The organism is Marinobacterium sp. MBR-109, from assembly GCF_040547565.1.
Classification (GTDB): domain Bacteria; phylum Pseudomonadota; class Gammaproteobacteria; order Pseudomonadales; family Balneatricaceae; genus Marinobacterium.
On sequence record NZ_JBEPPZ010000006.1, the window covers coordinates 173,775 to 193,194 of the forward strand.

The 19,420-nt window shown below is 58.0% G+C and carries 17 protein-coding genes; 7 read left to right on the top strand and 10 right to left on the bottom strand.

The features are described from left to right. The first annotated feature begins 65 nt into the window (after positions 1-65). Positions 66-755 (top strand): uracil-DNA glycosylase, encoded by a 690-nt coding sequence (ung, locus tag ABIE60_RS09955; RefSeq protein WP_354469253.1) that lies wholly within the window; start codon positions 66-68, stop codon positions 753-755. 2 nt (positions 756-757) lie between these two features. Here ung and ABIE60_RS09960 read toward each other — a convergent pair whose 3' ends face one another. The 9 genes from ABIE60_RS09960 to rsgA form a co-directional block, all read right to left on the bottom strand. Beyond that, entirely contained in the window at positions 758-2,731 is a 1,974-nt protein-coding gene (locus ABIE60_RS09960; RefSeq protein ID WP_354469291.1) for a hypothetical protein, read from the bottom strand. Positions 2,732-2,806: 75 nt separating this feature from the next. Then, entirely contained in the window at positions 2,807-4,030 is a 1,224-nt protein-coding gene (locus ABIE60_RS09965) for an ATP-grasp domain-containing protein (RefSeq protein ID WP_354469254.1), read from the bottom strand. Between the two features lie 335 nt (positions 4,031-4,365). Beyond that, positions 4,366-4,920 (bottom strand): FlgO family outer membrane protein, encoded by a 555-nt coding sequence (locus ABIE60_RS09970; protein WP_354469255.1) that lies wholly within the window; start codon positions 4,918-4,920, stop codon positions 4,366-4,368. 17 nt (positions 4,921-4,937) lie between these two features. Continuing rightward, positions 4,938-5,606: a hypothetical protein gene (locus ABIE60_RS09975; protein WP_354469256.1), complete on the bottom strand. Its 669-nt coding sequence runs from the start codon at positions 5,604-5,606 to the stop codon at positions 4,938-4,940. A gap of 198 nt (positions 5,607-5,804) precedes the next feature. Next, positions 5,805-6,806 carry a CAF17-like 4Fe-4S cluster assembly/insertion protein YgfZ gene (ygfZ, locus tag ABIE60_RS09980; protein WP_354469257.1) on the bottom strand — a complete coding sequence of 334 codons (1,002 nt, stop codon included), beginning with the start codon at positions 6,804-6,806 and terminating at the stop codon, positions 5,805-5,807. A 76-nt stretch (positions 6,807-6,882) separates the two neighbouring features. After that, positions 6,883-7,746 (bottom strand): archaetidylserine decarboxylase, encoded by an 864-nt coding sequence (gene asd / locus ABIE60_RS09985; RefSeq protein ID WP_354469258.1) that lies wholly within the window; start codon positions 7,744-7,746, stop codon positions 6,883-6,885. A 12-nt stretch (positions 7,747-7,758) separates the two neighbouring features. After that, positions 7,759-8,589, bottom strand: coding sequence for a sulfurtransferase (locus tag ABIE60_RS09990; protein ID WP_354469259.1), 831 nt, complete (start codon positions 8,587-8,589; stop codon positions 7,759-7,761). Between the two features lie 73 nt (positions 8,590-8,662). Beyond that, positions 8,663-10,279 (bottom strand): HDOD domain-containing protein, encoded by a 1,617-nt coding sequence (locus ABIE60_RS09995; RefSeq protein WP_354469260.1) that lies wholly within the window; start codon positions 10,277-10,279, stop codon positions 8,663-8,665. Between the two features lie 23 nt (positions 10,280-10,302). Continuing rightward, entirely contained in the window at positions 10,303-11,328 is a 1,026-nt protein-coding gene (gene rsgA, locus ABIE60_RS10000; protein WP_354469261.1) for a small ribosomal subunit biogenesis GTPase RsgA, read from the bottom strand. 96 nt (positions 11,329-11,424) lie between these two features. On the opposite strand from rsgA, the gene orn reads away from it, so the two are divergent. Beyond that, positions 11,425-11,967, top strand: coding sequence for an oligoribonuclease (gene orn, locus ABIE60_RS10005; RefSeq protein WP_354469262.1), 543 nt, complete (start codon positions 11,425-11,427; stop codon positions 11,965-11,967). A gap of 19 nt (positions 11,968-11,986) precedes the next feature. Here the strand turns inward: orn and queG are convergent, their stop codons facing one another. Beyond that, the gene (queG, locus tag ABIE60_RS10010) at positions 11,987-13,117 is read right to left on the bottom strand and encodes a tRNA epoxyqueuosine(34) reductase QueG (protein ID WP_354469263.1); all 1,131 of its coding nucleotides are present in this window, start codon (positions 13,115-13,117) and stop codon (positions 11,987-11,989) included. 70 nt (positions 13,118-13,187) lie between these two features. On the opposite strand from queG, the gene ABIE60_RS10015 reads away from it, so the two are divergent. From ABIE60_RS10015 to miaA, 5 genes are read left to right on the top strand one after another with little or no spacing between them, the layout of a single operon-like run. After that, on the top strand, positions 13,188-14,693 hold the full coding sequence (locus tag ABIE60_RS10015; RefSeq protein ID WP_354469264.1) for an NAD(P)H-hydrate dehydratase: 1,506 nt from the start codon (positions 13,188-13,190) through the stop codon (positions 14,691-14,693). Positions 14,694-14,706: 13 nt separating this feature from the next. Then, positions 14,707-15,180 (top strand): tRNA (adenosine(37)-N6)-threonylcarbamoyltransferase complex ATPase subunit type 1 TsaE, encoded by a 474-nt coding sequence (gene tsaE / locus ABIE60_RS10020; protein ID WP_354469265.1) that lies wholly within the window; start codon positions 14,707-14,709, stop codon positions 15,178-15,180. Beyond that, the gene (locus tag ABIE60_RS10025; RefSeq protein ID WP_354469266.1) at positions 15,180-16,517 is read left to right on the top strand and encodes an N-acetylmuramoyl-L-alanine amidase; all 1,338 of its coding nucleotides are present in this window, start codon (positions 15,180-15,182) and stop codon (positions 16,515-16,517) included. The genes tsaE and ABIE60_RS10025 overlap by 1 nt, the downstream gene beginning before the upstream one ends. Positions 16,518-16,532: 15 nt before the next feature. After that, positions 16,533-18,401, top strand: coding sequence for a DNA mismatch repair endonuclease MutL (gene mutL, locus ABIE60_RS10030; protein WP_354469267.1), 1,869 nt, complete (start codon positions 16,533-16,535; stop codon positions 18,399-18,401). Beyond that, positions 18,401-19,348, top strand: a complete 948-nt coding sequence (miaA, locus tag ABIE60_RS10035) for a tRNA (adenosine(37)-N6)-dimethylallyltransferase MiaA (protein WP_354469268.1) — start codon at positions 18,401-18,403, stop codon at positions 19,346-19,348. The genes mutL and miaA overlap by 1 nt, the downstream gene beginning before the upstream one ends. The last annotated feature ends 72 nt before the right edge of the window (positions 19,349-19,420 follow it).

Below are 19,420 nucleotides of genomic sequence, written 5' to 3' on the forward strand. Positions count from 1 at the left end.
AGTTACCCACAGGGCCACTTTAGAGTGGCCCTGTCTGTTTACGGCGCATATTTTCGGGGGTATCCATGGCACTGGACAAGGCACCGAGCTGGCAGCCCTGGCTACAGTCAGAGTTCGATCAGCCCTACATGCAGGCACTGAAACGGTTTTTGCAGGCGGAAAAAGCGGCACACAAGGTGATCTATCCACACTCCAGTGAGTGGTTCCATGCGCTGGAAGCCACCCCGCTGGATCAGGTAAAAGTGGTGATCATTGGTCAGGACCCCTACCACCAGCCGGGGCAGGCGCATGGACTCTGCTTTTCGGTCAGACCGGGTGTGCGCATTCCACCTTCACTGGTCAATATCTACAAGGAGTTGCAGGCGGATCTGGGCATAGCCCCTGCCGGTCACGGCTATCTGGAGCACTGGGCACAGCAGGGAGTGCTGCTGCTGAATGCTGTACTGACGGTAGAGCAGAGCAACGCCAATGCCCATCAGGGCAAGGGCTGGGAGTCGTTTACCGATCGCGTGATTCAGTTGGTCGATGAGCAGTGCGAGCATGTGGTGTTCATGCTCTGGGGCAGTTATGCACAGAAGAAGGGCGCGAATATCGACCGGGATCGGCATCTGGTACTCAAGGCGCCGCATCCATCTCCTCTGTCGGCTCATCGAGGCTTTCTGGGCTGTCGGCACTTCAGCCAGGCCAACCACTGGCTGGAGGAGCAGGGGCGAGAGCCCATTGATTGGCAGTTGTCCGCGACTCCCGCTTCCTGAGGCTAGCGGCTCGTGGCCTGCAAGGGGCTTGGACTGGGCTGTCGGTCAGCCCCCCAGCTGCGCTCGATGTAGTGCTTCACTTCAGTCAGCTCCTGGTCTGTTACCTGTGTTTTTTCACCGCCTTCGAGTGGGTCATGGTGAAAAATGTACAGCCGTGAGGCGAACTGTACAAAGGGCAGCGAAGACTCGCCAAAGCGCTCTCCACGATCGGATGTACTGACCACCACATCATCGCCCCAGTTCTGTCCACTGTCGTTATTGGGGTTGTAGAAATAGACGCGCATGACCTCATCAGGGTCCAGAGCGACGCGCAGTAGCGTTATGGCGTGCCAGCCAATGAAACGCGCGGCGCTGTCGGTGACGGCGATGCCGGCCGGCTGGGGGTGGATCAATGGTTGATTGCCGTTGTAGTAAGGATGGTAGCAGGTGTAGAACGTTCGCAGAAAGTCATCCAGATCGATCAGATTGCCGGTGGCAACGTCCACGTTGATACGGAAACCGCGACCAGACCACCAGCCGTGAAACTCCGGGTTGACCCAGCGGTGTGGGTCTCCTTCACGACCGATGCAGCGCCGTCCCATCTCGGCATAGATGCGATCCAGATGGGGGACCACCAGCAGTGAAACGGGATCAAGATCCATGGGAAGTTCCCGTGCAACACCGCCAATGCTTTCACGGGAAGAGATCGGCTGTCCTTCAAAGTGCATGATGATTTCATCATCCCGGGCAGCCCAGACCAGCATTTGCAGCAGGTAGTCCGGGTCGTTATAGGCCCACATGGACAGAGCGCGTGCTGACTGACAGGTTGGGTTGTTGCCCTGCCCGACACCCAATGGCAAGCCGAGTATGCAGAGCACCCCTTCAACCAGACGGGACTCAGCCGTCACCCCGGTTCCAAACGCCAGCTCAAGGCGTTGCCGGGACCAATCGGAGAGCCGAAGGCCCAACTGGCGCCAGAGTGCAGGGGCCACTGGTGGCTGGTAGAGAATGCCGCGTTCCAACATCAGTGCCAGCCCATAGATGCCTTGAGCCGTTTCCGGATAAATCCCCTGACCGATCAATGCCAGTACCAGCTCGTGGTAACAGAGGAAACAATCACGCCCCGTGGACGATAACCCCAATGCTTCACTGATCAAATGATCATCCTGAACCAGAAGCTGGCGCATCAACACTGCATGATAGGGCGACACCAGGCCGGTATCGTGCATGGCGCGGGCAAACCCGGTGGCTTCGGACTGCAGCGCCTGCCTGTCCATACTGGCCAGTCGTTCGGCATACACGTCTACACCGGGATCTTCTCGACAGGCTTGCGTGACACCAAACAGGCTGCTGACCAGCCGATCGGCTCCCTGGCCACTGCCGCCCAGGTCGATATTGGGATCCTGCTGGCAGATCGCGATCTGGGTCACCATTCGTTTGACCGGCTCCACCTGAATGGGGCGCTGGCGCAGGATACGCCAGATCTCATCAATCAGTCGGTCGATGATGTGCTCATAGCCTATTCGCTGCGCCAGATGCTGAAACAGATTGCGCGGCAGTTGGGCCAGTCGTCCCTGGGTTTCCCGCTCGGCTTCGGACGGTGGGGTAAACAGCAGTGCCAGGTTAATCGCCATCACCTGGGTCAGGTAATGATGAGCCTGCTCGGCTGAAATCAGCGGATGCTGGTAGCCATCAAGGGCGACAGCCAGCAGTCGGAGCTCGCTGACGGCCTCCAGAACCACAAGGGTGGCATCGGCGCTGCCTAATGCATGTGGGGTCAGAGAGGGCACCAGTATCTGGGGCGTTTCCCAGTCGGTACCGGCAAAGAAACCGGCTGCTTCCAGGCGCTGTGCCCGGGTCTCAACAGCTGTACAGCCGCCCTCCTGCAATAAAACCCGTCGCAGCAGATCGACCAGTCGAGGCAGCTTACCCAGTTTGGCAAAGTCTGCAGCGCCATGGAATTGCTCGATCGCCTGGTCCAGACGCTGAAGCAGCATGGCCTGCTTTTCGTTCACACTGTTCTGGTCGCTGTTCACGCAGGCCCCTGTCTATGTTCCCGAAGATGCCGGATATTATACATAAAAATCCAGGTCCTCCTGTCGCTTGAGCAGCTGGTGCATCTCGTGGGCATCGGGTCCGGTAAAATATACCAGCCCCCAGTGAGTGCCAAAGGCGGTCCGTTTGGTGACCGTTTCCTGCAGCGGAGGGGTCAGCTCGTGGGAGTCGAAATAGGGGTGGTTTTCGGTCTCTTCCGGAATTTCAAGCAGGCTTACCACGCGCCGGCGTGGATAGACGCCGAAACAGCCGGCGTACCCATTGGCATCCTCGATTTCGCGAGGGAAGAAGGCTTTTACCTCTTCAGCCGTGGTGTTGGGATCGAATACCAGCATGGTCGCCTGATAGGCATTGAAGCCGTAAACCTTTTCCAGCAGTTCGAATACCTTGAAACCGGGCGGACGGTAGGCCACTTCACCAAAGTACATTTCGCCATCGCTGGTGACAAAATATTCCGGATGGATAAGACCGAATTCGATATCGAATGTTTTGACCAGTTTTTCAATCTGGGCCATGATCTGGGGGCGGTAGGCTTCAAGTTCGGGGGATGCGGGGACATAGACCGAATAGCCCAGAGTCACATATTCGGAAATGTTGAGAAACACGACCTTACCATTATGTATCCATGCCTCCACGGCAAATTCCCACCCATCCAGATGTGATTCCATCAGCGCAGGAAACTCATCGTCAGGGATCGCATCCACTTCATCAGGGGTACGTATCACTCGGTGACCCAGGCAGCCAGCCTTGTCGAACGCCTTAAAGTGAATCGGGTCGTTGGGATCGCCATCCAGTTTGAGCAGCGTCTGATTGACTCGGCGAAGGAATCGGACCACATCCTCTCTGTCGTGGGCTTCTTCAAAGATGCCAACCCGAATGCCGCCCAGCTGAGCGCGTCGTTTCATCAGGGACTTGTCACGCATCAGCATGGATTGCCCCAACAGACGCGGGTTGTCCAGCAACACTGCATTGATGGCACCGGCCCACTCGACAGTTTCTTCAAACAGTGGAACCGCTACGTCGACACCCATCTCCTTGAGGGTCTCGGCTATTTCCATGGACCGATCATTGAGCCGTTCGAAATTCCAGGCCAGGTAAGGAATGTCATGCTGCTGACAGTACTCCTCTGCCCAGTCGGGTGCGACTACGACATACCGTCGATCAAAGGCAGCTGCCGCTTCAACGGCGTTGAGACTCCAGCCCAGCAGGGCGATATAGCCCTTGTCGGGATTGCTTTTCATATACATTCTCCTCAATAGCCTGCAACGAGGCAGACAAAACACATCACCCCTAGCCTAGCAGTGATAGGAGGACATTACTGTGTTTCATCCGACAATCGGCTTGATTGTCCGCGCATGTATTTCGGTGTTGTGAGGTGTTTTGACCTGACTCAGACCGCTTGGCACGGTGCGGCTGAATGTATGGCGAATGCCGAAAAGGCAGTGTGGTCAAGGGGGTGACAAGATGGGGGAAAGGCCTGCCGGTCAGGCCAGGGTGCTCTTTGAGCGCTTGTGTGAAGGGAGCAAGCTCAAATGGAGCGACTCACGTGAGCCGATCCATTTGAGCAAGTCATTGCTTAGCGACGCCGGGGCAGCATTGCTTTGATATCGCGATTCAGGGGCAAGCTGAAATCGTGTGAACCCAGGATGATGTTGTCGCTGGTACGAACCAGGCGCACGTTGACATAGACGTAATTGCCGCCCATGGCATAAGTGCCGAGCAGAACAGCCTGTGCATCGTGAGCCTCCACAAGGCTATTCAGTTTGCGTGACAGGATCAGCTCTCCGGTACGTTCCTTGATAAAAAGGCTTTCGCGCATTTTAACTTCAATGACGGGCAACCCTTTGCTGGCCAGCGCACTGGTGAATTGTTCAGACAGTGTACGGCCAAAGGTGGAGGACTGCTGAAGGTCATCGATATCAGCGAACGTTGCAGCCAACAGGGGATCACGGTTATTGAGTCCAGTAGACTTGCTGATCAGCTGGTTGGATGCTTCGCGAACCTCACTGATAAGATCGACTTCTACAGTGTGAACCGAGGTTGTTTGCTGGCTAGTGCTGCAGCCTGCTGCGCCGAGCAGCATGACAGCCATCGCGCCGGCCGACAGGTAGCGTTTGCATCGTTTAAGCATGTTAGGCTCCTCCCTGATTACCATTCGTTATTGACCTTGACAGTCTTGGTGGTCTTGGCGGGAGCCTTGTAGTGATCGAAGTCACCCGGGTTGATGTAGTAGATGCTGGAGTTGGAGTAGATCATCTGATCAGCAAGGCTCACCTGAGTTGTGATCACGACTTCCTGGTCAGTTTCACTGGTCCAGCTGCCGCTGAACAGGTCTGTGGCGAATGCTGCTGGAATCAGGGCAAGTGCAGGTTCGGACCAGTTGTTGATTGGAAGGGTCGCAACTGCAATACCGGCGGCCAAGGCGGTCATTGAGCCTTCGGGGGTCCGAATGTAGCCGCGATCTTTGTGTTTCACGACCTGCACCTTGTAACTCACTTCAGCCGCCTGATTCGGACTGGTTTTGACATAAGCCCCCTTGGAGACCAGCTGGCTGGTCAGGAGGTTGTCAAAAGCGGTACTGAAAGGTGTGGCGGCATCGGCACCGCGCACATAGAGCGGCTGGCTCTTGAGCAGGTCATTCTGGATCAGCATTTCGGCCTGATGTTGTGCCAGGACATCCCAGTGATGGGCCGCCTGCATTTTTTGCTGCTCAGAAATGGGATAAGTGGTGGCGATAGGCGCCTGAGATGTGTGAGTGCCAAAGCATCCTGCAAGCAAAGTGCTGCCGATGCCCAGGAGGCATACCTTCCGAAGCATGGTGAGTTCCTTCATTTAGTGATTCCAGAGCAGAGAATAGCGCAAAATCTGCTCGAAAAATAAGTCTGTTGGCAAAAAACTCGGTTTGAGTCCCCAGTAGGGGGCTTGCTCAGAAAATGAGAATAGCAAATAAACAGCTGTTTGCACCCCGGCGTGCATCAATAAACCGTGATGCATGCCGGGATGATGTTGAACAGCTCAGCGCTTGCTCTGGAACAGCGCCGGGTCAAGTTCGTACGGCAACGGCAGCAGTTTGAGCAACGGGCCCTCGGTATTGCCCAGATGCAGTGGCTGATTTTCAGCCTGATCCTTGGCGATGACCGCCAGCAGTCTGTAACCGCCTGGAATATGGGCTGCACGCACGACCTGACCAACACTGTCCTTCTGTTCCGAAGCCAGTGTGTCGCCCGGCCTGGGCGTGTTTTTGCAACGGACCTCAGCCAGATACATCGGTTTTTTAAGCTGGCCGCGATGTTGCAGGCGGGTGACGATCTCCTGGCCGGTATAGCAGCCCTTGGTGAAGCTGACGCCGTTGAGAGCTTGCAGATTGGTCATCTGGGGAATAAAGGCCTCGGCGGTGTCAGGCGACAGCTCGGGTATGCCCGCATCAATTTCAAGCAGTTCCCAGTCGTTGCGCTCGGCAGGGCTGGCGCTCTGCTCTACCAGTTCCAGCACTTGTGTCATCAGTCGGGTTTCAAACCAGCATTCACGCCGGGCTCCGGGGCGTTCCGTGACCAACAGGTGTGCTATCCCGAAGGCGGTGCTCAGACGGTCGCCAATCTCGGATGCGCTGGGGCCATGCAGGCCTATGCCGACCAGACCTTCTTCCAGCTGAGCCTCGGCCTTGGAGAAGACGATGTATTTCTTGAGCAGTGTAAGGGCATTTTCAGCCATATCGGTTCGAATGCGCAGCCAATAGCCCGAGTCGCTGGCACGCATCACCTGATACAGGCTGTGCATGTGGCCTTTGATATTGCAGTGAGCACCAGGCAAGGCCCCAAGACGGTCCACTTCGTTCAGGTCACAGGTCAGCTGTCCCTGAAGGAACTTGTGAGCATCAGGTCCTTTCACTGAAATAATGCTGTAGTCGGTCAGGGGCACATAATGGGTACTGTGCTCGGCAGACGGCACCTTGATCAGTCTGTTGCCTTCCAGTTCGAACCCCGGCTGCTTGAGCCGGTTAACCCAATGTGTATTCATGCTTTTCTCCGTTGCGACCTGATCTGGTTGCAGTGTAATGCATCGGCCAACGCCTATCAGCCGACAATTGGCAGGGCTATTGGTTTTGCTCTGCCTGACCCAGTCGTTCACCCATGCGAACCGTGCTGCCGGCCTTGAATGTGTCCTGCCAGTTCATGCTGCCTTCGGGAAACAGCAGGATGACCGTTGACCCCAGCTTGAACCGCCCCATCTCCATGCCTTTTTCCAGCTGCGGTGGAGTGGCTTCGCCAAACTGGTCCAGTATCAGTGGCTGGCGCGGCAGCGGTGCCACCTGCCCATTCCAGGCGGTCTCGATACCGGCCACGATCATGGCACCCACCAGCACCATGGCCATGGGGCCCAACTCGGTATCGAAAATGGCCACCAGCCGTTCGTTGCGGGCAAACAGGTTTTCGACCCCCTCGGCGGTGGTGCCATTGACCGAGTATAGATCACCCGGAATATAGACTGTTTCCCTCAGCGTCCCCGTCAGCGGCATGTGTACACGGTGATAATCCCGCGGTGACAGATAGATGGTTGCGAACTCGCCATTGATGAACGGTTCGGCGCGCCTTGCGTCCCCACCCAGCAGGGTTGTCAGGGCATAGCCGCGTCCCTTGGCCTGAAAAATGCGGCCGTGCTCAATCTTCCCCAGCTGGCTGATGGCGCCATCGGCCGGTGACAGCACGGCGCCCGGGGTAGTGTCCAGAATACGAGCATCGGGTTTCAGCGCACGTGTAAAAAAGGCATTGAAGTGTTCGTATGCTTCAGGATTGGGTTGCAGGGCCTCACTCATGTCAACGCCGTAGCGTTTGCGGAACCAGTTGATAAACAGGTTCTTGAACCAGGGGACACGGCACTCGGCGAGGCGCCCGACCAGTCGGGACAGCAGATGCTGTGGCAGGAGGTGTTGCAGCAGAATAAACAATGTGTCTTTCAACGCGGGTTTCACTTATTCAATAGTGGATTGTTCAACGGGCAGTTCGGGGTGGTTGCCCCATTCAAACCATGATCCGTCATAGCAGGACAGCTGTTGCATGCCCAGCCAGGTGCCGGCCAGCCAGGTGAGACCTGAACGCCGATGGGTCTGGCAATGGGTCACGACGGGTTGATCAAGCCTGATGCCCGCCTGTTGCAGCAGTTGCTTCAGTTCGGCCACGGGCTTCAGCCGCGGTACCGGGCCGGGCTGCAGCAGATCGGTCCACTCAAGATGGCGTGCCCCTGGAATATGTCCGCCCTTGAGGGCATTGACCACTTTTTCGCCGGAAAATTCGGCCGCCGAACGAGCATCCCACACGGTCAATCGCTCCTGTTCCAGAGCGGCCAAAATGTCCTGAGCGCTCATGAGCAGTTCAGGACGGCTGAAACTGACCTGGCGCATGGCTGGGGTTGGGATATTGGTCGATGTCTCCAGCTCAAGGCCGGCTGCCTGCCAGCCGGGCAGTTGCCCGTTCAAAACCGATGCGTGGCTGTGACCGATGCAGTTGAGTGTCCAGACCAGTCTTCCCGCCCAAGGGCCCATCTGGTCATCATAGGCCACGACATGAGTCTCGGGACGGATGCCCAGCTCTGAACACAGGGCCGATAGCTGCTTCTCGGTCGGTATCTGGTTGGGGACGGGGCCTTCCCCGCGCAACAGCCTGGCCGCATCCAGCCGAACAGCGCCAGGCACGTGGCCCTGGTCGTAGTGTTCCTGGCTGGAGAGGTCAATGATCAGCAGGTCAGGGTGGCTCAGCTGTGCCTGTAAAGCCAGAGGCTCAACCACCAAGGGTAGTGTCAGCATAGTATGGGTACGACCGTTCAGATGTGATGAAGTTGATCATAACGGAGCCGGCAGCAAGTCTCAAAGGCCCTGCCTAGAGTCGTTTCAGTGCAAGCGTTGCGGCGGCGCAGAGCTGACGGAACTGCTCGTACTGGAACTCCGACAGCTGTTCGGCGTCATCGCCGTCATCGGCATATAAAATGGCCAGCGGTTCGCCCTTGTTGAAAACAGACATCAACAGATAGTCACCGCTGTGTGCGGCCTCGATAAAGGGATCCGGCAGCATCGGGCGCAGAGTTCTGCGTTTGGCACTGTCCAGCCAGATGCCGGCGGGCTTGTCGGTGAGGCGTTTGAACAGGCTCGGAATCTCGATGTCGATGGTGAGCTGGTTGATCGCCGCCGTATCACGTATCCCCAGTGTGCGAGCACAGTGCAAAAGACGTTTTTTCGGGTTGATCAGCATCAGGGCGATGCGACCAAGGCCCAATCCCTGATGCAGTCCCTGCAGCAACGCCTGCAGTATGTGTGCCGGCTTGGTGTAGAGCGGGTAGCCATCCTGCAGGCGTTGCAGGACTTGGGTGTAGAGTTCCTCTCTCGCGTGAGTGGTGACTGCGGGGCGCTCACTTGTATGGTGCTCTTCGCGGGGTAGCTCGGGCTTCTTGAGTACAGGTTTTTCGGGCAGCGGATAATGCTGTTGAAGCTGTTGCAACTCCCGGCTCTCGATCAGTCCCGACAGGGTCTCTTCGGAGGGCAGAAAAAGCATCTGTGCGGCTGGGCTAAGGGTTCCGGGTACATGATACTGGCGGGAGGCCTCGGCACAGGTCTGGTGCAGCTGCGCGATCAGTCGGTCGCGCGGCCAGCTCAGAAAATCGGCGGCGATGTCGTAGAGGCGCAGGATCTTCTTGCCCTGCCAGCCGCGGGTGCTGGTCAGGGCCAGCCAGTTGCCCAGCTTGACTGGAAAAAAACGCTCCTGTGTCAGCTGGTTGATTTCGCGCTGTTCCAGCTGGCCCAGCCTGGGGTCATTCAGGGCACGACGGTGCAGCAGCTGCAGGTCGGAGCGCGATGGAGAGGTGTCATGGTCGAGCGCGGCCAGAGTCAGCTCCGGCAGCTCCCAGCGCCTGGCCAGTTCGGCACTGAGAGCCTGTACCGTGCAGCCAAAGACATCCTGCTCTGCCAGGGCAACATCCACTTTTTCCAGCAGCACCTTTTTTTGATATTCATGCTTGTGCAAAGGTGCATGCAGCCACAACAGCCAGTGACCAAAGCCATACAGCAGACCGGACAGTCGCACCTCTTCGACAAAAGGCAGTCCGCGCTGTCGGCACAGCTCAGCCGCCTGGCTGGAGGCGTGCAAACTGTCGGCAATGGCACGGAAGTACATTTTTTGCTGCATGTTGCGAGGGCTGATCTTGAGGCTCTGCAATCCTTCTGACAGCAGGGACAGTTGATCAAGGCCAACCGAGTTGACGGCATGGTCGATGCTGGTGACGCTTGAGCCCTTGGCGGCGTGCAGCTTTTGCGCAATGCGCGTGACCTGCAGGCTCAATACCGGGTCGGAGCGGATCAGTTGAGACAGCTGGTGCAGTGTCGTGTTGTCGTCCTGCAGCAGGCGCTTAAGCCGGGTCAGTATGCTGACCCTGACCGGCAGGGTACGCTCGGCCAGGTAGTCGGCCCAGGCTTCAGAACCGTAAAGACAAGGGGTACTGCTCATGACTGTGCCGTGTCCTCCGTCGTTCAGCGGTTGTCCTGCATGGAATTGAGAATCTGACGGTAGCTGTTGAAACGCTGCTCACTGATACTGCCGTTTTCGACCGCTTCAAGGAAAGCGCAGCCGGGTTCCTGCTCGTGTCGGCAGTCACGGAAGCGGCAGTGACCCTGCAATTGCGACAGCTCACGAAAGCCGCTCAGTACCTGATCTTCGGTCATGTGCCAGAGGCCAAATTCGCGGATGCCGGGAGAGTCGATCAGGTCCCCGCCATCAGGGAAATGGAACAGGCGGGCAGTGGTTGTGGTGTGGCGTCCCTTGCGCGACTGCTCTGACAAAGCGCCTACCCGCAGATCGGCACCGGGCAACAGACTGTTGATCAGGGATGATTTGCCAACCCCTGACTGGCCAACAAATACACTGATGTGATCGGCCAGCAGTGCCTTTAGTTCATCCAGACCATGGCTGCTGGCGGTCGATGCCTGCAGCGTGCGATAACCGAGTGAACGGTACTGCTCCAACAGAGGTTCAAGCCGCTGGCGGTTCTCGTCGTTGAGCAGATCGGCCTTGTTGAGCAGCAATACTGGTTCGATGTCGCTGGCCTCGGCGGCAACCAGGTAACGGTCGATCAGGTTGGCATGTGCATAGGGTTCGACGGCGATAACGATGACGATAAAGTCGATGTTGGCCGCGACCGGTTTCAGCTCACCATGGTTGTTGGGCCGCAGCAGCTCGCTGTGTCGGTCAAGTGCGGCCACCACGACACCGCTGTCGGGCGAGCGGCGCCAGATGACGCGGTCGCCTGTGACCAGCTGGCCCAGATGGGTGCGCAGATGACAGCGCAGAATCTCGCCCTTGTTGTCCCCCTCGAGTGGCTCCACGTCGACCTGACGGCCGAAGTGAGAGATGATCAGGCCGTGCTGTTCGGGGCCCAGTTCGCCCCCTTCCAGCTGATCTTCGATCAGGGCGTCCTGACGTTCTGCACGGGCAGCCCGTTCAGACTGAATCTTGTCGATGCGCCAGGCCTGGCGACGATTAACCTTGCGTTTTCCCATCCGGCGGGTATCACTCGCTCACAGCTTTATTCATTGACGTGCTAAGGTATTCTAATCCGAGAAAAATTGACAGTATTGCCAGGGGAGAAAGGGTGCATGGCACTGAAGGAAAATCTGGTTTGGGTTGATCTGGAAATGACCGGCCTGAATCCGGATACAGACCGGATCATTGAAATGGCCGCCATCGTGACCGATGCGGATCTGAATCTGATTGCGGAAGGTCCGGTGATCGCCGTGCATCAGCCGGACACTGTATTGTCACGCATGGATGAGTGGTGTACCCGCCAGCATGGCCAGTCCGGTCTGACTGACCGGGTGCGCGCCAGCACGATTTCCGAAGCTGAGGCGGAACAGCAGATGCTGACATTTCTGCGCCTGCACAGTGAAAAGGGGGCGTCCCCCATGTGCGGCAACAGCATTGGTCAGGATCGCCGTTTTCTCTGGCGCTATATGCCGGAGCTGGAAGCTTTCTTCCATTACCGAAACCTTGATGTGAGCACGATCAAGGAGCTGGCCAAGCGCTGGAAACCCGGCATTATGGATGGCTTTAAAAAGCAGGGTACGCATTTGGCGCTGGATGATATCCGCGAGTCGATCGAAGAGCTGCGCCACTACCGTCGGCATTTCTTCCGCCTTTGATTCAGGGGCTGCTGTCGACCTACTCGGGCAGGCGGCCTGCGCCGGGGTGGTCGAGCAGCGGCAGCGGGCGTGGTGAATGGCGTTCGTTCAGCTGCTGCAAAGCCCAGTCGATATGCTCGATCAGCATCGCTGAGGCTGTTGCGCGACGGTTGCGCAGCGCTTCCATGACAGCGTCTCCTCCATTGCTGTTGCCCAGTGCAACCGCCAGATTTCGCTGCCAGCCTTCATAGCCGGTACGGCGGATCGCCGATCCTTCCGTACGTTTGAGGAAAGTGGCTTCGTCCCAGAGAAACAGCTCCAGCAATGATGCCGTATCAAGCCCATGGCGTGGCTGGAAATCAGCTTCGGTGGAGCGGCGGGCAAAGCGGTTCCAGGGGCAGATCAGCTGACAGTCGTCACAGCCAAAAATGCGATTGCCCATCAGGTGGCGCAACTCATGCGGGATGCTGCCCTTGTGCTCAATGGTCAGATACGAAATGCAGCGGCGCGCATCCAGTACGTAGGGTTCGGGAAAAGCGTTGGTCGGGCAGACATCCAGACAGGCGCGGCAACGGCCACAGTGCTGCTCTGTCTCAGGTGCGTCCACTGGTAGCGGCAGGTCGATGAACAGCTCCCCCAGCAGAAACCATGAGCCTGCATGGCGATTAAGCAGCAGCGTATGTTTGCCGATCCATCCCAGTCCGGCATTGCGAGCCAGCGGTCGTTCCAGTACCGGGGCACTGTCCACAAAGGGCCTGAACTGTACTTCCACGCCCTCGATCTGGCTGTTGAGCCACTGGCCGAGCTGCTTCAGCCGCTTGCGCATCAGTTTGTGATAGTCACGCCCAAGCGTGTAACGGGCGATGTAGGCCTTGTCCGGGTTGCGCAATACGCCGGTGAGCGGGGCTTTTGCCGGCAGATAATCCATTCGCAGCATAATGATGCGGCGTGTGCCCGGCAGCAGCAGAGTTGGGTCGAAGCGCTTGTCCTGATTCTCGTTCAGGTACGCCATATCGGCCTGATAGCCCGCTTCAAGCCAGCGCCTGTAGGGCTCACTTTCGGCACTGGCATCGGGCAGGGTGATGGCGCAATCATGAAACTCCAGTGCTTGAGCCTTGTCTTTCAGAGCTTGGCTGAGCTGTTGCAGTTGTGCGGATGTGTAGTCAGTCATGGGGAACCGGTTGCCATGGCGCTCAGTCCATCCACTATAATGAACTGATAACAAAAGGAGTTCGTGAATCATGAGCAGATCAGACCTGCCCGGTGCATTATACACGGCTGCCCAAAGCCGTGCCCTGGATCGAACCGCAATCGAACAATTCGATATCCCCGGCTTTCGGCTGATGCAACGAGCGGGCCATGCCGCCTTCGCCGAATTGCTGGGGCGCTGGCCCGGGGTGCGCAGTCTGACCATCGCCTGTGGTGCTGGCAATAATGGTGGCGATGGCTTGATCATGGCGGGTCTGGCCTGGCAGCAGGGCATTCAGGTTCAGGTGCTGGTGCTGGTGGATGACTATCCCGAGCGTCTGCAGGGCGAGGCGCTCGCCGCCTGGCAGTGGGCTGAAGCGGTGGGGGTTCAGCTTCAGTGCTGGCAGCCTGGCATGGAATTGACGGGTGAAGTGCTGGTGGATGCTCTGCTGGGCACCGGTATCAGCGGTGAAGTCAGGGGTGAAGCCGCTGAACTGATCGCGCAGATCAACCGCAGTCATCGCCCTGTGTTGGCAGTCGATATTCCCTCTGGACTTTGCAGTGATACCGGTGCCGTGCTGGGCGTGGCCATCAGAGCGGACCTGACGGTCACCTTTATTGCCCTCAAGCAGGGGCTGCTGACCCATGCAGGGGTCGATCATTGCGGTGAAGTGAAATTTGACGGCCTGCTGCTGCCTGACGAAGTGTATGAGGAAATATCGCCCAGCGCCTTTCGCACTGACCGCGATGACCTGGCCAAACTGTTGCCGCCGCGCCGGCGATCCTCCCATAAGGGGCTGTTTGGTCATGTACTGGTAATCGGTGGCGATTACGGCATGGGCGGTGCTGCATTGATGGCGGCAGAGGCGGCTGCGCGCAGTGGTGCCGGGCTGGTGTCGCTGGCGACCCGGCCCGAGCACGTTACAGCCGCCCTGACCCGGGCGCCGGAAGTGATGGCGGCAGGCGTCAACTCCGGTCAGGATCTGCAGCCGCTGCTGGAGCGGCCTGATGTGCTGGTGGTCGGCCCCGGCCTTGGGCAGAGTGCGTGGGCCGATCAGCTGCTGCAGAAAGCGCTTGCCAGTGGCAAACCCCTGGTGCTTGATGCGGATGCGCTGAATTTGTTGCAGCAGCGCCAACACCTGCAGGCCGGTCGCCACGACTGGGTTCTCACCCCGCACCCGGGGGAGGCGGCGCGCTTACTGGGGCAAGAGACTGAGCAGGTACAGCAGAACCGCTTTGAGGCCGTGCGAGAATTACAGCAGCGGCTGGGAGGGACGATCGTGCTGAAAGGGGCCGGTAGCCTGAGCTTTGATGGTGATGGCATGCACCTGTGCAGTGCCGGCAACCCGGGCATGGCCTGTGGTGGCATGGGGGATGTGCTCTCCGGTATCATCGGTGCCTTGCGGGCGCAGCGGCTCAGCGCCATCGACGCTGCGCGTGCCGGTGTGTATGTTCATGCGCGCGCGGCGGATCTGTGTGCTCTGGAGCAGGGGGAGCGTGGGTTGCTGGCAACTGATCTGATCACCCGGGTAAGGCGAGTACTCAGTGGGCTTGATTGAGGGTAGTAAGGGGATGGAGTTTTTTCTGGCAGATGAAGCCGAGATGATCCGGTGTGGCGAGCAACTGGCTCAGGCCGCTGCTGCCGGCGGTGTTGTCTTTTTGCATGGTGACCTGGGGATGGGCAAAACCACGTTCAGTCGTGGTGTGCTGCGTGGGTGTGGTCATCAAGGCTCGGTGAAAAGCCCAACCTATACCCTGGTTGAACCCTATGAAACGCCGGCAGGTTCTGTATATCACTTTGATCTGTATCGGCTCAGTGACCCGGAAGAGCTGGAATATCTTGGCATCCGCGACTATTTTGCCAGCGATGCACTCTGTCTGATCGAATGGCCGGAGAAAGGCAAGGGGCTGCTGCCGACTGCGGATATCGAGATCCGGATTACGCTCGATGGCACCGGGCGCAGATTGAATCTGATGAGTAATACTCAAAAAGGGGCCGCTGTTGCCGATACACTGTTGAAAATCCGCAATACGGATACGGGTTGATGAATACATTGCGCATACTGAGCTCACTGCTGTTGATGTTGCTGCTTGTGCCGCCTGCTCAGGCAGCGCAGGAAATCCAGAATGTTCGTGCCTGGCTGGCACCGGATAACACACGCCTGGTGTTTGATCTCAGCGGCCCGGTTGAACATAAACTGTTCACGCTGTCAGGCCCTGATCGAGTGGTTATTGATATCGACAAGGTCCAGTTGCAGGCTTCCCTGAATGGTCTTGGGCTGGAGGACAGCCCGGTCAGTCAAATCCGTCACAGCACCCGCGGAGATGGCCTGCGCATTGTGCTGGATCTCAAGAGTGATGTGCGTCCCAAGAGCTTCGACCTGAAACCGAATGAGCAGTATGGCCATCGGCTGGTGGTTGATCTGGCGATGCGCGAAGAAGCGATCGTCACCAAATCCGTTGTACCGGTGCCGGGAGAGGAAAATAAGCGTGATGTGGTCGTGGTGATCGATGCCGGGCATGGCGGGGAAGACCCGGGCGCCATCGGCCCTGGCGGGGTCAAAGAAAAGGATGTGGTGATCAGGATTGCTCAGGAGCTCAAGCGCCTGATCGATGCCGAGCGTGGCTACCGTGCCGTACTGACCCGCACCGGGGACTATTATGTGAGTCTGCGTGGCCGAACCGGCAAGGCGCGCAAGAGCAATGCTGACCTGTTTGTGTCCATTCATGCTGATGCCTTCAAGGATCCCCGCGCCCGTGGTGCTTCGGTTTGGGTGCTCTCTGGTCGAGGTGCCACCAGTGAAATGGGCCGCTGGCTTGCTCAGCGTGAAAACAGCGCCGACTTGATTGGTGGTGTGGGCAGTCTGAGTCTGGGTGACAAGGATGATGTGCTGGCCAGTGTTTTGCTCGATATGTCGATGAATGCCAGTCGCAAGGACAGTCATCAGGTCGCGTCTCGAATCCATGCCAACATGGCCAGCTTTGCGCGCATGCATAAAAAACATGTGGAACAGGCCGGTTTTGTGGTGTTGAAGTCACCCGACATTCCCTCGATTCTGGTTGAAACCGGCTTTATCTCCAACCCGGAAGAGGCGAGCAAGTTGAAAACCGCCAGCTATCAGCGTCAGATGGCGCAGTCGATCTTTCGTGGCGTAACAGGTCATTTCTGGGAAAAACCTCCTACAGGAAGCTACATCGCCTGGGCAAAACAGTCCGGCAACCAGCTGGCTGGTGGCGAGCGTCTGTACAAGGTGGTCTCGGGCGATACTCTTTCCGTCATTGCGCAGCGTAATGGGGTGTCACTGCAGCGCCTGCGACAGGCCAATCAGCTCAGCAATGACAGCATCCGCATCGGTCAGGTACTGCGCATTCCGACCGGCTAACCCTTCAGGTTTCTGATGACACGAATACATCTGCTTTCCCCTCAGCTGGCCAACCAGATTGCCGCCGGCGAGGTTGTTGAACGCCCTGCATCCGTAGTGAAAGAGTTGCTGGAGAACAGTCTGGACTCGGGTGCCGATCGGGTCGAGCTGGATATAGAGCAGGGTGGCGTGAAGCTGATCCGCCTGCGTGACAATGGTGGCGGCATCGACAAGGCTGACCTGTCGCTGGCGCTGAGCCGGCATGCCACCTCCAAAATTGGCATGCTTGAAGATCTCGAGGCTGTAGGTAGCCTCGGCTTTCGTGGCGAGGCTCTGGCCAGTATCAGTTCCGTGTCAAGGCTTACGCTAACCTCCAGGCCGCCAGAGCAGGACAGCGCCTGGGCCGTATCGGCCCAGGGGCGCGATATGGCGGCGGAAATCATACCGGCCGCTCATCCCGCCGGTACAACGGTGGAAGTGCGAGACCTTTTTTTCAACACCCCGGCACGACGCAAGTTCCTCAAGACTGAAAAAACCGAGTTCCGCCATCTTGAAGAGGTGGTCAAACGGTTGGCGCTGAGCTGTTATCGAGTTGGTTTCAACCTGCGCCATAACGGCAAGGTGGTACACCAGCTGCGCGCGGCCGACAGTGAGGCGGCTCGCGAGCAGCGGCTGGCCCAGCTGCTGGGCAAGGCATTTGTGGCTGAGTCGGTGGCGCTGGATGTGCAGGCTGAAGCGTCGGGGTTGCGCCTGTGGGGCTGGATGGGCTTGCCAACCTTTTCCCGTGCTCAGCCTGATCAGCAGTATTTCTTCGTCAATGGCCGTGTCATTCGCGACAAGGTTGTGACCCATGCGGTGCGCCAGGCTTACCAGGATGTGTTGTACCACGGCCGTCACCCGGCTTATGTATTGTATCTGGAACTCGATCCGGCGCTGGTGGATGTCAATGTACACCCGACCAAGCATGAGGTGCGTTTCCGTGAAAGCCGACTGGTACACGATTTCATATTCCGCACCCTCTATCGTGTGATTGCGGAAATGCGTCCGCAGGATACTCCTCCGCCTGCCGGTTCCGCCGAAGCGCCTGGTCAGCCGGCCACCGCGAACTGGTTTCAGCCCGGCATGAGTAGCGCGGTGACCGATCCGGCTGTCAGTCATGTCGCTCAGTCAGGTATTGCGGGGTATGCCGGGAATGCCGGGCGCATGCCGGGCGGACCGCAGGTACGAGAGCAGATCAACGCCTATGGTGCCTTGCATCAGCCTTCTGGTGTTGCACCGCAGCGTTTGCAGACAACGCCTGCGGTTGAGCAGGGCGTTGAAATGCCGCCACTGGGCTATGCGCTGGCGCAGCTGCACGGTATCTATATTCTGTCTCAGAATGCACAGGGGCTGGTGTTGGTGGATATGCACGCGGCACATGAGCGTATCGTTTACGAACGCATGAAGCTTGCGTTCGAGCAGGACCGCATCCGCAGTCAGCCCCTGCTGGTTCCGGTCAGTGTGGCGGTCAGTGGACGTGAAGCGGATCTGGCAGAGGAGCAGCCCGAGCATTTTGAGCGTTTGGGCTTTCGATTGGAGCGTATGGGCGAAGAAACGCTGGTGATTCGTGAGGTGCCGATAGCATTGGCCAAAGCGGATGTGGCGCTGTTGTTGCGCGATGTTCTGGCGGATCTGTCCCAGGTGGGAGCCAGCGATCGAATTGAGGCGCACCTGAATGAACTTTTGGCCACGATGGCCTGTCATGGTGCAGTACGTGCCAATCGACAGCTGACACTGCCTGAAATGAATGCGCTGCTGCGTGATATGGAACAAACCGAGCGCAGCGGGCAGTGCAACCATGGCCGGCCCACCTGGACGCAGCTGAGCCTGGGGCAGCTGGATAAACTCTTCATGCGGGGCGAGTAATGCAACAGTCGAATAGTGAACGCCCTCGGGTGATTTTTGTCATGGGCCCGACTGCGTCAGGCAAGACTGATCTGGCCATGCAGCTGTGTGACACGTTGCCCTGTGATCTGATCAGCGTCGACTCGGCCATGATTTATCGGGACATGGATATCGGTACCGCCAAGCCCTCGCCGGACGAGCTGCGTACCTACCCCCATCGACTGGTGGATATTCTGGATCCGGCGGAAGCCTATTCAGCAGCCCAGTTCAGAACGGATGCGCTGGCAGAGATAGCCGATATTCAGTCGCGTGGCCGGATACCGCTGCTGGTGGGTGGGACCATGCTGTATTTCAATGCCCTGCAGCAGGGTTTGGCCAATCTGCCGGAGGCTGATCCGGAATTGCGTGCTCGACTTGAGGCTGATGCCGCTGAGCTGGGCTGGCCGGCCATGCATGCCCGCCTGGCGCAGGTGGATCCTGAGGGCGCGCAGCGACTCAAGCCAACCGATGCGCAACGGTTGCAGCGGGCGCTGGAAGTGTTTGAGCTGACGGGCAGGCCGATCAGCGAGCACTGGCGAGAACAGGCAGAGGCAAAACTGCCATTTGACATTCTGCCTCTGGCATTGATGCCGCAGGATCGCCCCCGGCTGCATCAGCGAATTGAACAGCGTTTTGATCTGATGCTGGCCTCGGGCTTTGAACAAGAGGTGCGGCGACTATGGGAACGGGGTGATCTGCATGAGCGGATGCCGTCGATCCGCTGCGTGGGTTATCGGCAGATGTGGTCCTGGTTCAGCGGTGAGTACGATCGCGATACCATGCGCTACAAGGGAATAGTGGCTACGCGTCAACTTGCCAAGCGGCAGCTGACCTGGTTGCGCAGCTGGCCGGATGTGCATTGGCTGGATAGTGAAGCGTCGAATTTAGTCTCTCATGCCTTGAAACTCGCGGACCCTGCCGTTATATAATGAATTGCGGTATGATCGCGCGCAAACTCTGTGCATACAGGTGTATGATGCCGAGTCAGTAACAATCAAATG